The sequence below is a fragment of the Pseudomonas sp. MAG733B genome, assembly GCF_036884845.1.
Classification (GTDB): Bacteria; Pseudomonadota; Gammaproteobacteria; order Pseudomonadales; family Pseudomonadaceae; genus Aquipseudomonas.
The window spans coordinates 1,355,562-1,368,294 of record NZ_CP145732.1; the positions used below are offsets into that span (position 1 = coordinate 1,355,562).

A 12,733-nucleotide genomic window follows, 5' to 3' on the forward strand; every position below is an offset into this window, starting at 1 on the left:
AGCCCTTTCACAGAGCCTAGCTAAATGACTATAGCCGCGCGCAGGAATTCGGTTTTTTTTTGCGGGGGGATGATGGCGATGCACAGCAAAAAGGGGCAAAAAATGCCCCTTTTCAATCCATCGCTCTTAAACCGGGCGTGCTTGAGTCACACGATCCACCAGATACACCAGCCCGTGATAATCGATCCCGCCATGCTGGCTCAGGCCGATTTCGCAGGTGCGGCTGGTGGAAATGCCTTCGCTGCAATACTGCACCGCGTCCTTCAAGGTGCGCAGGGAATGCGCATTCAGTTCCGGCGTGGTGAAGCCTTTGTCGCCGGCAAATCCGCAGCAATGAATGCCTTCGGGGATGACCACGTTTTTGCTGCACTTACGCGCCAGATCAATCAGCGCCTGGCTTTCCCCAAGGTGCTGGGTGCTGCAGGTGACATGCACTGCAATCGGCGTGTCCTGCGGCGTGAAATCCAGTCGATCCATCAAATGCGTACGAATGAACCGCACCGGGTCGTACAAATCCAGGCGCACATCGCCCAGGTCCTGAGCCAGGCGCAAGGTGCAGGGGCTGGTGTCGCAATAGATCGGATCGAGGCCGCCACGGCTGGCGTGGAGCAGGGCACCGATCAGTTCCTGGCGTTTGTGTTCGGCCTGTTCGGCATAGCCCTTGGAAGCAAACGGCTGGCCGCAGCAGAGGTTATCCAGATTGTCCGGGAAGACCACCTGATAACCAGCCTTTTCCAGCAAGCCGCGGGTTTTGTCGTACAGCGACATTTGCTCCTTGTCGCGAGCCGCCGGGCCCATGGCGCGTGAAACACACGCGGCCAGATACACCACGCGCGGTCGCTCGTCCGTCACCGTCGGGCTGAAGCGAATGGCTTTTTCCGGTTGCGGCATGGCGTTGGTCCATTGTGGGACCTGACCTTTGGATAAACGCGTCAACGTCGCCGATAACTTCGCCAATCGTGGTGCGCCCAACAACATCCGTGCACCGTTGGCCACGTGCAGGGTGAAGCGCGCGCCTTGCAGCGCCATGGCGAAGTTTCCTTCAAGCCAATTGGCGGTTTTCGTATGGGTGGCGTGCTGGCCGCGAAGCTTTTTCACCAGTTCGCCGGTATTGATTCCCACGGGGCAGCGTTGCGCACACAGACCGGTCGCCGCACAGGTGTCGATGCCCTGATATTCATACGCCGCTTCAAGTTCACGGGTATCGACCCCGGCGCGCTTCTTCGCCTGGATGTCACGCCAGATCACGATGCGCTGACGCGGGCTCAGGGTCAGGCCTTTCGACGGGCAGACCGGTTCGCAGAAGCCGCATTCGATGCACTTATCCACAATCTCGTCGGCGGCCGGCAACGGCTTGAGATGCTTGAGATGGATCTGCGGGTCGTCGCTGAGCACCACGTCCGGGTTGAGAATGCCGTTGGGGTCGAGCAGGCGTTTGAGCTGCCACATCAACTGGTAGGCGTCGCTGCCCCATTCCAGTTCGACGAACGGCGCCATGTTGCGTCCGGTGCCGTGTTCAGCCTTGAGCGAGCCGCCGAACTCGACGGCGACCAACTGCGCCACGTCGTCCATGAACGCCTGGTAGCGTGCGACTTCTTCCGGATTGTTGAAGCCTTGGGTGAAGACGAAGTGCAGATTGCCTTCCAGTGCGTGTCCGAAAAGGATCGCTTCGTCGTAGTGATGTTTGTCGAACAACTCGATCAGCCGGTTCACGCCGATGGCCAGTTGTTCCACCGGGAAGGTCACGTCCTCGATGATCACTGTGGTCCCGGTTTTGCGCACTGCGCCAACGGCGGGGAAGGTGTCCTTGCGGATCGCCCAGAGCCGGGCGTTTTCCAGCGGGTCTTCAGTGAAGTCGACTTGCTTCTCCACCGGGAAAGACGCCAGCGACGCCATGATCTGTGCCAATTGTTCGTGCAGCAGTGTGGACGACGCCGCGCGGGACTCGATCAGCAGGGCGCAGGCATTGTTCGACAGATGTTGTACGAAAGCGGGCATGCCGGGTTTGCTTTGCACCGAACGCAAACTGCGTCGGTCCAGCAGTTCCACCGCCGACACCGGTTGGCTTTTCAGTACGGTGACCGCGTTGCAGCAGGTTTCCACATCCGGGAATACGATCAGCGCCGAGGCCTTGTTCGGGTGATCGATCACTGTGTCGTAGGTCACCGCGCTGATGAAGCCGAGCGTACCTTCGGAACCCACCAGCAAGTGGCTCAAGATATCCACAGGCTCGTCGTAATCCACCAAGGCGTTGAGTGACAGGCCGGTGGTATTTTTCAGACGGTATTTGTGGCGAATTTTGGCGGCGAGTTCAGCGTTTGCCCGCGTCTCGCGGCCCAATGTCGCCAGACGTTCCAGCAACTCGCCATGGCTTTGGCGAAATGCCGCGACACTGGCGGCATCTTCGGTATCGAGTCGACTGCCATCGGCCAGCACCAATCGAATACCGGCCAGGGTGTGATAGGTATTTTGCGCAGTGCCGCAGCACATGCCGCTGGCATTGTTGGCGACGATGCCGCCGATTTTGCAGGCGTTGATCGACGCCGGGTCTGGGCCGATCTTGCGCCCGAACGGCGCCAGCCACGCGTTGGCCTGCGCGCCGATCACGCCGGGTTGCAGACGAATCTGCGTGCCTTGGCCACGGATCTCGCGACCGTTCCAGTTATCCCCAAGTACGATCAGCACTGAGTCGCTGATGGCTTGCCCGGACAGGCTGGTGCCGGCGGCGCGGAAAGTCACCGGCACCTGATCGCGCTGCGCCAGTTTCAGCAGCGCCACCACTTCATCTTCGGACTCGACGCGGATAACCAGTTGCGGAATCAGCCGATAGAAACTGGCGTCGGTGCCGAAAGCCAGCGTCGACAACGGGTCGTCGAAGCGACGCTCACGGGGAATCAGTTGCTGCGCATCACGCAGAAAAGCGGCCGGTAGACTCATTGGTCCTCCAGGATCAACACCACCAGATCTTTCGGACCGTGGGCGCCGTAGGCCAGCACTTGTTCAATGTCAGCGGTTTTCGATGGGCCGGAGACTAGCAGCGCATTGGTCGGCATGCCTTGGGCCCACTCGAACTCCTGCTGCACCTGATAGAAGTTGTCGCGGATTTCGCTGGCCTTGAGCAGGGCGAAATGCACCGGTGGCGCGAGGCTCATCAGGCGCGGCTCTTCCCGCGTTGGCCAGAGAATCAGGCTACCGGTCGCGGCGATGGCGCCGAGGGTGCCGGTCAGGCTCGCCGGAGTGTCGTTGAACAGTTCTGCTTTCCATTCTTCCATTGGGCGATCGTAGGCCTTGAGTGTCGGCAGGCCAGGATTTTTCTCCCAGTGTTGTGCGACACGTTGACCGTGAGGTGTGGTCGGCGCGATCAACAGGCTCGGCAACTGACGATCCTTCAGCAACTGTGCGAGCAACTCAGGCCAGGCTTTACCTGACGTCAGGTGGATTTCCGTGTGCACGGCTTCCATCAGTTTGCGCAGTTGCGGGATGCGTTGTTCGGCGGTGTAGGTGTAAGGCTGCGTCACCAGATCGACATCGAAGTTGTCAGCCACCGGCGTGGTGCCTGTCAGACTTTTGCGCAGTTTGGCGAGGATGTTTTGCTTGGCGCTCATCAACGATCTCCCTGTTTGGCCAGATGCTCGCGAGCCAGGTCATGCAACGAGCGGGCAGCGGGTTTCGGGGCGCTGTGGTTTTGCGTCCACGGGCCGACATTGCTCGGGGTAAGTGCACGCAGGCGCGTCGCGGCCAGACCGAACAGGCGATACAGCGTTGGCGAGCTATTGAATTTCGCCCAGGCGTTCCAGATGAAACGTTCCTTGCGCGAGTACTTGCTGCCCTGGCCGCGCATCACTTGATGGGTGCTGTCCGGCGCCTTGACGTTCTCTTCGCGCAAGCGACGCAGCAACGAAGGGATCGGGATTTTTACCGGGCAGACTTCACCGCAGGCGCCGCACAACGAAGAGGCGCTCGGGTGGTCGGGGACTTTCGCCAGGCCAACCATGTGCGGGGTGATGATTTTTCCGATAGGGCCGGGGTAAACCTCGCCGTAGGCATGGCCGCCGATTCGGGTATAGACCGGGCAATGATTCATACAGGCGCCGCAGCGGATGCAGTTCAGGGTCTGACGCAACTCGCTATCGGCAAAGGCCTGGCTGCGACCGTTGTCGAGCAGCACCAGATGCACCTCCTGCGGGCCGTCGAGTTCATGTTCCTTGCGCGGGCCGGAGATCATGTTGACGTAGGTGGTGATCGGGATGCCCAGGGCCGAGCGGGTCAGCAGCGACAGTAGCGGCACCACGTCGCGCAGGTTTTCCACGACTTTTTCGATACCGGTCACGGCGATATGCACCGGCGGAACCGTGGTGGTCATGCGGCCGTTGCCTTCGTTTTCCACCAGCAGCAAGGTGCCGGTTTCGGCCACGGCGAAGTTGACACCGGAGACGCCGATGTCCGCTTCGAAGAATTTCTGCCGCAGGACCCTGCGACCGATCTGAATAAGTTGGTCTACGTCCTTGGTGTATTCCACGCCAAGTTTGTCGTGGAACAAGGACGCGACCTGACCGGCGTTCTTGTGGATCGCCGGCATGATTATGTGTGAAGGCTTCTCGTGGTCGAGCTGGACGATGTACTCGCCCATGTCCGATTCCAGACATTCAATGCCCTGTTCAGCGAGGACATGGTTCATCTCCATCTCTTCGCTGACCATCGATTTGCCCTTGATCACTTGCCGCCCCTCGTGAGCGCGGATGATCGAGAGGACGATGCCATTGGCCTCGTCCACCGTTTCCGCCCAGTGCACTGTCACACCGTTGCGGGTCAGGTTCTGTTCAAGTTGCTCGAGCAGGTCGGGCAGCTTGGATAACGCACGGGCGCGGACGGCATTGCCCAGTGCACGTAAATGTTCTCTTTCGTGGGCATCGCTGAAAGCGGCCGCACGTTTGGTCATCAGTGAATCCATCGCCTTGCGGAAGTTGCCTCGCAATTGCGCATCACCCAAAGCCTCGTGAGCCCGGGTGCGGAAATCCTCTTCTACGGTAACCGTAGGAATAATCTCGGCGGCGCTCATCGGGCACCTCCGGTACGCTGCCAGAGGAAGCTGGCCAGATGTTGGCCGCGCAACGCTTCCTGCTGTTTTTCCAGCGAGCCGTTGATGTTCATCAGGCAACCGCAGTCGGCACTGAGTACCTTGTGCGCGCCGGATTCCTTCAACGAGCGGGTCTTGTCAGCCACCATCGCGCCGGAAATATCTGGCATACGGACGCTGAAAGTCCCACCGAAGCCACAGCATTCGCTTTCATGGCTGTGGTCGACTCGTTCCACGTTGCTCAACTGCGCCAACAACTCGCGGCCGTGCAGGTGGGTGTTCATTTCACGACGTGCCGAACACGACGTGTGCAACGCGACTTTTACCGGCTCGCCACTGTCATTGAGCTGCACCTTGCAGACAAACAACAGGAACTCGGCCAGCTCAAACGTTCTGGCGGCCAGGGCCTGAACCTGTTTCAGCGTGTCCGGCTCGTCCTTGAACAAGTCGGCATAGTGTTCACGCATCATGCCCGCGCAGGAGCCCGAAGGCACCACTACCGGATAATCCCCGGCGAACAGCGCCAGTTGCGAGCGCGCCACGGTCCGTGCCTGCTCGGTGTAACCCGAGGTGTAGGCCGGTTGACCGCAGCAGCTTTGCCCTTGCGGGTATTCGACACGGATGCCTTCGCGCTCCAGCAAGTGGATCGCGTCCATTCCGGCTTCCGGGTAGAACAAGTCCACTACGCAGGTCCCGAACAGGTACACCCGTTGCGGTTTTTCGCTGGGGTATTGCCGAGGCTCGGGCAGTGGCGGGGCGACACGGGTCGCATTCGGCACAGCGTTGTAAAAAAGCTCGCTCATCAGGCGTGTCTCCGGGTTGTCCCGGTTATCCGTCCGCTGAGGCTGCTGAATATAGAGTGAGATCCTTTCAGCAGCCTTACAGACCGGGTTGTGAATAGCTGACGCCGGAATCGTGGTCCGGCGTCGGTTTTTTCCATGTCGCGTGTAGTACTTAGTGCACCAGCATGCCGGTGAACCAGTAGGCTTGAGCCAGGGTGATCAAACCGACAATCGTGGCGAAGAACAGGCTGTGCTTGAGGGTGAAGCGGAACAGGTCAGATTCCTTGCCCACCAGCCCGGTCGCGGCGCAGGCCACGGCGATCGATTGTGGTGAGATCATCTTGCCGGTCACACCACCGCTGGTGTTCGCCGCCACCAGCAAGGTGTCGTTGACACCGATCTGGTGGGCGGTAGTGGCTTGCAGCGAACTGAACAGCGCGTTGGACGAGGTATCGGAACCGGTCAGGAACACGCCCAGCCAACCGAGGAACGGCGAGAAGAACGGGAACGCTGCGCCAGTGCCGGCCAACACCAGGGCCATGGTCGACGACATGCCCGAGTAGTTGGTGACGAAGGCAAAAGCCAGCACCATGCCGATGGACAGGATCGGCCAGCGCAGTTCGTAGAAGGTCTCTTTCAAAGTGGTAAGACCAGTTTTGAAATTGATCTTCAACACCAGCATCGAGATCAACGCCGAGAAGAAAATCGCCGTGCCGGTCGCGGAAATCGGGTCAAGTTTGAACACCGCTGGAATGGCGGTCGGGTTGGCCACGATCGGCGCGACCTTGATCACCATTTGATCAAGATGCGGGATGGCAAAGTTGAACACGAAGCTGTACATCGAACCGCCGGCGGCAAACATCGCCTTGAACGGTTTCAGGGTCCAGATGGTGACCAGCACGGTCAGGATCAGGAACGGCGACCAGGCCTTGAAGATTTCACCCAGGCTGTAAGGCGAGGCAACGGTGCTGCGTTTCTGGCCGAAACCACCGACGCTTGCGGTGACCACGGAGGCCGAAACGGCGCCGGCGATGTGTTGGCCGGCGGCGCGTTTTGGCTGCCAGACTTTCAGGAACAGGGTCAGGGAGATCAGGCTGGCCAGGGCCGAGGTGATGTCCGGCAGTTCCGGGCCGATGAAGTTCGACGTGAAGTACTGGGTCACGGCGAAGCTCAAACCGGCGACCAATGCTGCCGGCCAGGTTTCCCGGACGCCGCGCAGGCCATCCATCATGAACACCAGCCAGAACGGCACGAACAGCGACAGCAGCGGCAGTTGGCGACCGGTCATGGCGCCGATCTTGAACGCGTCGATGCCGGTCACTTGGCCGGCGACGATGATCGGAATCCCCAAGGCGCCGAAGGCTACCGGAGCGGTGTTCGCGATCAGGCACAGGCCTGCGGCGTACAACGGATTGAAGCCCAGTCCGACCAACAGCGCGGCGGTAATCGCCACCGGCGCACCGAAACCGGCCGCACCTTCAAGGAAGGCACCGAAGCAGAAGCCGATCAGCAGCACTTGCAGGCGCTGGTCGTCGGTAATCGACAGCACCGAGCTGCGGATCACTTCGAACTGGCCACTCTTGACCGTCAGCTTGTAGAGGAAAACCGCCGCCACGATGATCCAGGCAATCGGCCACAGGCCGTAGGCGAAGCCATATCCGGCGGCGGCGAACGCCATGTCGACGGGCATCTGGAAGGCGAAGATCGCCACCAGGATCGACAAGCCCAGCGTGATACTGCCGGCCACATGGCCTTTGAGGCGGAACACGGCCAGGGCCAGGAAGAAAAACACGATGGGAATGACGGCTGCGAGCGCGGATAAACCGAGGCTGCCGAGAGGGCTGTAGAGCTGTTGCCAGGTTTGCATATGGGGTGGCCCCTAATTGTTGTTGGTCAGGCACTGATCAGCGTTCTTGGATAATTGGTAAGACCAATTTACAATCGCTGTTGGCTAGGGTAAAAGTCTTGTGTGCGGTGTGTCAATTTGCCGCCCTAAAACTTTTGTCGAATGCGTGGCCTGATCGGGCATCTGATCCGCTCGGTTAAATGTTGTCTGGCAGGTGCTGGCGCGGCGCGAATCGGCCAGAATAGAGCCCCGGCGAGCCGTCGGGATCGTGGAGAAATCGAGTTATGGGGTTTGATCAGATTCGTCAGCGCCGTTTGTCTGACGATATTGTCGAGCAGCTGGAGGGCATGATCCTCGAAGGCACGCTGAAGGCGGGCGAGCGCTTGCCGGCCGAGCGCGCATTGGCCGAGCAATTCGGCGTATCGCGTCCTTCCTTGCGTGAGGCCATTCAAAAGTTGACGGCCAAGGGCTTGCTGGTCAGTCGTCAGGGCGGCGGCAATTATGTGGTGGAATCCCTGGGCACGACCTTCAGTGATCCATTGCTACAACTGCTGGAAAGTAATCCCGAAGCTCAGCGAGACCTGCTGGAATTTCGCCACACCCTGGAAGCGTCCTGTGCTTATTACGCGGCGTTACGTGCTACTGATGTGGATCGCGAGCGACTGACTGCGGCCTTCAATGAATTGCAGGACTGCTATTCGCGGCACGATGAAGTCAGTCGGGCGGAAGAGGGCGCGGCGGATGCCAAGTTCCACTTGGCGATTGCCGAGGCCAGCCATAACGCGGTTTTGTTGCACACCATTCGTGGCTTGTTCGATCTGCTCAAGCGCAACGTGGTGACCAACATCGGCGGCATGTACAAGCAGCGCACCGAAACCCGCGACATGCTGATCACGCAGCACCGGGAGTTGTACCTGGCGATTATCGAAGGCAGGGCGGAACAGGCGCGGGAGGTTTCCAGTCGGCACATTCTGTATGTACAGGAAGTGCTGGAAGAAGTGCGTCAGGAAGTGCAGCGCATGGCCCGGGCGGAGCGGCGCAAGGGGATGTAGAGTGCTGATTGTGGCGAGGGAGCTTGCTCCCGCTAGGGTGCGAAGCAGCCCTTCGCTTGGCGACTGCTGCGCAGTCGAGCGGGAGCAAGCTCCCTCGCCACAATGTCGCGATCAGGCAGGAATCAGTCTTCCTTGCCCTTGTTGCGCACCGCACGCTGCAACTCGCGACCGGCGTCACGTTCGCGTTCGGTATCACGCTTGTCGTATTCCTTCTTGCCCTTGCCCAGAGCGATCTCGCACTTGACCATGTGCTTGCTCCAGTACCAGGACAGGCAGACGCAGGCGTAGCCCTTCTGCTGCACGGCAGCGGCGAGCTTTTCCAGCTCGCGCCGGTTGAGCAGGAGTTTGCGGGTGCGGACCGGGTCAGCGATGACGTGGGTACTGGCAGTCGTCAACGGCGTGATATGGCTGCCGAGCAGCCAGGCTTCGCCATCCTTGAGCAGTACGTAACTGTCAACCAGCTGCAGCTTGCTTGCCCGCAGACTTTTTACTTCCCAGCCGGCCAGGACCAGACCAGCCTCGAACTTATGCTCGATGAAGTAATCGTGTCGCGCCTTTTTATTTTGCGCGATGGTCCCTGTTGGGTGTTTCTTCTGTTTAGCCATAGGGGCGGCATTATAGGGAGTTGCAAGCGAGTCGGCTACGGTGTTGCTGCGTGCTTGAGCAGGTTGATTGAATCCCGGACAATGCGCGCTCTTTTTTCAACGCTTGGTCGTAATATCAATGTCGACAGACAAGGTTTCTGTCCACGGCAGTTGGGCTAGCCGCTGGGTTTTCATACTCGCCGCGACCGGCTCGGCCGTGGGGCTGGGCAGCATCTGGAAATTCCCGTACATGGTCGGCGTCTATGGCGGCGGCGCCTTCGTGCTGATGTTCCTGGCCTGTATCGCGCTGATCGGCATTCCGGTGATGCTGGCGGAAACCCTGATCGGCCGGCGTGCGCGGCAGAGTCCGGCCAACGCCTTGAAGGTGCTGGCGCTGGAGGCGGGGCATTCGGCCAAATGGTCCTGGGGCGCCTTTGCCGGGATGATCACGGCGTTACTGATCCTGTCTTTCTATAGTGTGGTGGGCGGTTGGTCGCTCGATTATATCATCGACATGGGCCGTGGCGATTTCCAGGGGGCGACTCCTGATCAGGTGGGCGCCTATTTTGGCAGCGTCATTGCCGACCCGTGGCGCCTGACACTTTGGCACACGATTTTCCTGCTGCTGTCGGCGATCGTGATCGCCAAGGGCGTGGTTGCCGGGCTTGAGCGCAGCCTGCGGATCATGATGCCGCTGCTGTTCGTGATGATCCTTGTGCTGTTGGGCTACAGCATGACCACCGGGCATTTCATGGAAGGCGTGCATTTCATGTTCGACTTCCAGCCGGAAAAAGTTCTCGACGGCTTGTTGCCAGCCATGGGGCACGCGTTCTTTTCCCTGAGCGTGGGTGTCGGTTCAATCATGATCTACGGCGCATATATGCCGAAGAACTCGTCGCTTTCCGGGACCGTGGTTGGCGTGGCATTGCTCGATACCTTTGTTTCGCTGGTGGCCGGCCTGGCGTTGTTTCCGATTGTGTTCGCCGCAGGGCTGAACCCGAGCGAAGGCCCTGGTCTGATGTTTGTCAGCCTGCCGTTTGCCTTCGGTAACGTAGCGTTCGGCCAAGTGATGGGCGTAGTGTTCTTCGTGCTGGTGGCGATTGCAGCCTGGAGTTCGGCGATCTCGCTGCTTGAGCCGATGGTGGCGTACCTGGTCGAGCGGAGCAAAATCAGCCGCGCCTGGGTGACCTTCTGGCTGGCATTCAGCTGTTGGTTTGTTGGCCTGGGCACTGTGTTTTCCTTCAATATCTGGAAGGAAGCCAAGTTTTTCGTGAACGAAGACGGTTTGTTCCACCTCTATCAATGGGGCGCTTCGGGCGGACTGGACTTCTTTGGCGTGATCGATTTCTTCACCTCGCGAATCATGTTGCCACTTGGTGGTTTGTGTTTCGTGGTGTTTGCGGGCTGGGTAATGGGGCGGGAAGCGGTGCGCGACGAGTTGTCGATCCGTAATCCTGCGTTGTTCGCCTTGTCTTTGTTTTTGATGCGCTATGTGGCGCCCATCGGCATTCTCGTAGTATTTGCCGCTCAGCTGTGGAAGTGACGCTGACATGACGACACACATTTCACGTTCGGCCTTGCTGCCGTACCCGGCGCAAGCCCTGTATGACCTGGTCAACGACGTGGCACGGTATCCGGAGTTCCTGCCTTGGTGCTCAACAGCTGAAGTCCTTGAAAGCTCCCCTGAACACATGCGCGCCAGCGTCGGTGTGGCCAAGGGAGGGCTCAGCCAGCATTTTGTAACGCGTAATACGTTGGTTTCCGGCCAGTCAATTGAAATGAACCTGGAAGAAGGGCCTTTCACTCAGTTGCACGGAGTCTGGGTATTCAAGCCGTTGGGCGAAAAGGCCTGCAAGATCAGTCTGGATCTGTCGTTCGATTACGCCGGCCCCATTATTCGCGCGACCCTCGGACCTTTGTTCAATCAGGCGGCCAACACGCTGGTGGATGCGTTCTGCCAGCGGGCCAAGCAAATACATGGTTGAGGCAGGGGTCGAGATCGAGGTGGCGTATGCCGCCGTGGATCGTCAGGTGCTTTTGTCGGTGACCGTGCCGGCAGGGACAAACGTTCGGGCAGCAATGCTTAAATCCGGTATCGGCCAGGCGTTTCCGGAGCTGGATCTGGCTACATGTCCCGTGGGGATTTTCGGCAAAGTGACCGTCGATGCGGACAGCCGCCCGGTTCAGTCGGGGGATCGCATCGAGATTTACCGGCCATTGCTGGCGGATCCGAAGGAAGTTCGTCGGTTGCGTGCGGCCAAGGCGGCCGAGGCTAAAGCCCGGAATCAGTGAATCAGTAAACGCCAGGCAATAAAAAACCCGGACATGCCGGGTTTTTTATTGCGTCGCAAATTATTGCGGCGTGGTGTCCAGTGGTTCTGGAGTCGGGACTGGGACAGTCTCTACACCGTCTACTTCTTTCTGGATCTGATCGAGCAACGAGCCTGGCTTGGTCGGTTTTTCCGGTTTCGGCTTCTCGACGTTCTCTGCTGGAGCGGCCACTGTCGTGCCACTGTCCTTGCCGAGAATGGCTTCGTCGCGGCTCACGCCTGGCATGAAATCGCCAGAGAGGCTGACAAGCTGATCATTTGGGTTGAAGATAACGCTAATGCGTTCCTGTTGACGTTCACCGCCACCCGGTTGCAGGCTGTACAGATAATCCCAGCGATCGGCATGGAACGTGTCGGTCAGCAGAGGGTTACCCATGATAAACCGTACTTGCTTGCGGGTCATTCCCGGGCGTAACTGGTCTATCATGTCCTGCGTGACGACATTGCCCTGCTGGATGTCGATTTTGTAAACCCCGGGGAATGAACAACCGGCGAGTGCGAGCAGTCCCACAAAGGTGAAACTGGTTAGCAAGAGCTTGGTGTTTTGCATCGGTGGGCGACTTCCACTATCTTGGCTGGGACAACGTAAACGCCGATCATACCCGCATTAAGAGAAGCTGCGAAGCAGCATCGCGAGAAAGCTGACCATGGTTGAAAATAGCGAACTACGCAAAGCCGGCCTCAAAGTGACCCTGCCACGGGTCAAAATTCTGCAAATGCTCGATTCCGCCGAGCAACGCCACATGAGTGCTGAAGATGTTTACAAGGCACTGATGGAGGCTGGCGAGGACGTCGGTCTGGCCACGGTTTACCGTGTACTGACCCAGTTCGAGGCAGCTGGCCTTGTGGTGCGGCACAACTTCGACGGGGGCCATGCGGTCTTCGAGCTGGACGACGGCAAGCATCACGACCATATGGTCAACGTCGAAACCAGCGAAGTGATCGAATTCTTCGACGAAGAAATCGAGCGCCTGCAGAAAGCAATCGTCGACAAGTATGGCTTCGAGATGGTTGATCACAATCTGGTGCTGTACGTACGCAAGAAAAAGTAAGCAGTCGCGC

General features: G+C 59.1%; 12 protein-coding genes. 5 read left to right on the forward strand and 7 right to left on the reverse strand.

Annotated features, from left to right (window positions below):
* Window positions 1-126: 126 nt before the first annotated feature.
* From V6Z53_RS06110 to V6Z53_RS06130, 5 genes are all read right to left on the reverse strand, one after another.
* Window positions 127-2,937 (reverse strand): FAD-binding and (Fe-S)-binding domain-containing protein, encoded by a 2,811-nt coding sequence (locus tag V6Z53_RS06110; protein ID WP_338584623.1) that lies wholly within the window; start codon window positions 2,935-2,937, stop codon window positions 127-129.
* The gene (locus V6Z53_RS06115; RefSeq protein ID WP_338584624.1) at window positions 2,934-3,605 is read right to left on the reverse strand and encodes a lactate utilization protein; all 672 of its coding nucleotides are present in this window, start codon (window positions 3,603-3,605) and stop codon (window positions 2,934-2,936) included. Before V6Z53_RS06115 ends, V6Z53_RS06110 begins: the two co-directional genes overlap by 4 nt.
* A complete protein-coding gene (locus V6Z53_RS06120; RefSeq protein ID WP_338584625.1) occupies window positions 3,605-5,059 on the reverse strand; it encodes a LutB/LldF family L-lactate oxidation iron-sulfur protein in 1,455 nt (484 codons plus the stop codon). Before V6Z53_RS06120 ends, V6Z53_RS06115 begins: the two co-directional genes overlap by 1 nt.
* The gene (locus tag V6Z53_RS06125) at window positions 5,056-5,880 is read right to left on the reverse strand and encodes a (Fe-S)-binding protein (protein WP_338584626.1); all 825 of its coding nucleotides are present in this window, start codon (window positions 5,878-5,880) and stop codon (window positions 5,056-5,058) included. Before V6Z53_RS06125 ends, V6Z53_RS06120 begins: the two co-directional genes overlap by 4 nt.
* A 151-nt stretch (window positions 5,881-6,031) precedes the next feature.
* On the reverse strand, window positions 6,032-7,726 hold the full coding sequence (locus V6Z53_RS06130; protein WP_338584627.1) for a lactate permease LctP family transporter: 1,695 nt from the start codon (window positions 7,724-7,726) through the stop codon (window positions 6,032-6,034).
* Between the two features lie 263 nt (window positions 7,727-7,989).
* Here V6Z53_RS06130 and V6Z53_RS06135 point away from each other — a divergent pair, with 263 nt between their 5' ends.
* Window positions 7,990-8,757 (forward strand): GntR family transcriptional regulator, encoded by a 768-nt coding sequence (locus tag V6Z53_RS06135; protein WP_338584628.1) that lies wholly within the window; start codon window positions 7,990-7,992, stop codon window positions 8,755-8,757.
* Window positions 8,758-8,879: 122 nt separating this feature from the next.
* Here V6Z53_RS06135 and smpB read toward each other — a convergent pair whose 3' ends face one another.
* Complete coding sequence (smpB, locus tag V6Z53_RS06140) at window positions 8,880-9,362, reverse strand: SsrA-binding protein SmpB (RefSeq protein ID WP_007933497.1); 483 nt, start codon at window positions 9,360-9,362, stop codon at window positions 8,880-8,882.
* Between the two features lie 118 nt (window positions 9,363-9,480).
* Between smpB and V6Z53_RS06145 the strand changes: the two genes are divergently transcribed.
* The 3 genes from V6Z53_RS06145 to V6Z53_RS06155 are packed head-to-tail and all read left to right on the forward strand — an operon-like array spanning window position 9,481 to window position 11,633.
* Window positions 9,481-10,884: a sodium-dependent transporter gene (locus V6Z53_RS06145; protein WP_338586456.1), complete on the forward strand. Its 1,404-nt coding sequence runs from the start codon at window positions 9,481-9,483 to the stop codon at window positions 10,882-10,884.
* A gap of 7 nt (window positions 10,885-10,891) precedes the next feature.
* Window positions 10,892-11,326 carry a type II toxin-antitoxin system RatA family toxin gene (locus V6Z53_RS06150; RefSeq protein ID WP_338584629.1) on the forward strand — a complete coding sequence of 145 codons (435 nt, stop codon included), beginning with the start codon at window positions 10,892-10,894 and terminating at the stop codon, window positions 11,324-11,326.
* Entirely contained in the window at window positions 11,319-11,633 is a 315-nt protein-coding gene (locus tag V6Z53_RS06155; protein ID WP_338584630.1) for an RnfH family protein, read from the forward strand. The genes V6Z53_RS06150 and V6Z53_RS06155 overlap by 8 nt, the downstream gene beginning before the upstream one ends.
* A 60-nt stretch (window positions 11,634-11,693) precedes the next feature.
* Here V6Z53_RS06155 and V6Z53_RS06160 read toward each other — a convergent pair whose 3' ends face one another.
* A complete protein-coding gene (locus V6Z53_RS06160) occupies window positions 11,694-12,221 on the reverse strand; it encodes an outer membrane protein assembly factor BamE (protein WP_338584631.1) in 528 nt (175 codons plus the stop codon).
* A 97-nt stretch (window positions 12,222-12,318) separates the two neighbouring features.
* On the opposite strand from V6Z53_RS06160, the gene fur reads away from it, so the two are divergent.
* A complete protein-coding gene (fur, locus tag V6Z53_RS06165; protein WP_003197684.1) occupies window positions 12,319-12,723 on the forward strand; it encodes a ferric iron uptake transcriptional regulator in 405 nt (134 codons plus the stop codon).
* The last annotated feature ends 10 nt before the right edge of the window (window positions 12,724-12,733 follow it).

Excerpts from the sequence above, each read along its gene's own strand:
- V6Z53_RS06135 (WP_338584628.1), top strand. The coding sequence starts at position 7,990 with ATGGGGTTTGATCAGATTCGTCAGCGCCGTTTGTCTGACGATATTGTC.
- V6Z53_RS06155 (WP_338584630.1), top strand. The coding sequence starts at position 11,319 with ATGGTTGAGGCAGGGGTCGAGATCGAGGTGGCGTATGCCGCCGTGGAT.
- V6Z53_RS06130 (WP_338584627.1), bottom strand. The coding sequence starts at position 7,726 with ATGCAAACCTGGCAACAGCTCTACAGCCCTCTCGGCAGCCTCGGTTTA.
- V6Z53_RS06125 (WP_338584626.1), bottom strand. The coding sequence starts at position 5,880 with ATGAGCGAGCTTTTTTACAACGCTGTGCCGAATGCGACCCGTGTCGCC.
- V6Z53_RS06115 (WP_338584624.1), bottom strand. The coding sequence starts at position 3,605 with ATGAGCGCCAAGCAAAACATCCTCGCCAAACTGCGCAAAAGTCTGACA.
- V6Z53_RS06150 (WP_338584629.1), top strand. The coding sequence starts at position 10,892 with ATGACGACACACATTTCACGTTCGGCCTTGCTGCCGTACCCGGCGCAA.
- fur (WP_003197684.1), top strand. The coding sequence starts at position 12,319 with ATGGTTGAAAATAGCGAACTACGCAAAGCCGGCCTCAAAGTGACCCTG.
- V6Z53_RS06110 (WP_338584623.1), bottom strand. The coding sequence starts at position 2,937 with ATGAGTCTACCGGCCGCTTTTCTGCGTGATGCGCAGCAACTGATTCCC.
- V6Z53_RS06160 (WP_338584631.1), bottom strand. The coding sequence starts at position 12,221 with ATGCAAAACACCAAGCTCTTGCTAACCAGTTTCACCTTTGTGGGACTG.
- V6Z53_RS06145 (WP_338586456.1), top strand. The coding sequence starts at position 9,481 with ATGTCGACAGACAAGGTTTCTGTCCACGGCAGTTGGGCTAGCCGCTGG.
- smpB (WP_007933497.1), bottom strand. The coding sequence starts at position 9,362 with ATGGCTAAACAGAAGAAACACCCAACAGGGACCATCGCGCAAAATAAA.
- V6Z53_RS06120 (WP_338584625.1), bottom strand. The coding sequence starts at position 5,059 with ATGAGCGCCGCCGAGATTATTCCTACGGTTACCGTAGAAGAGGATTTC.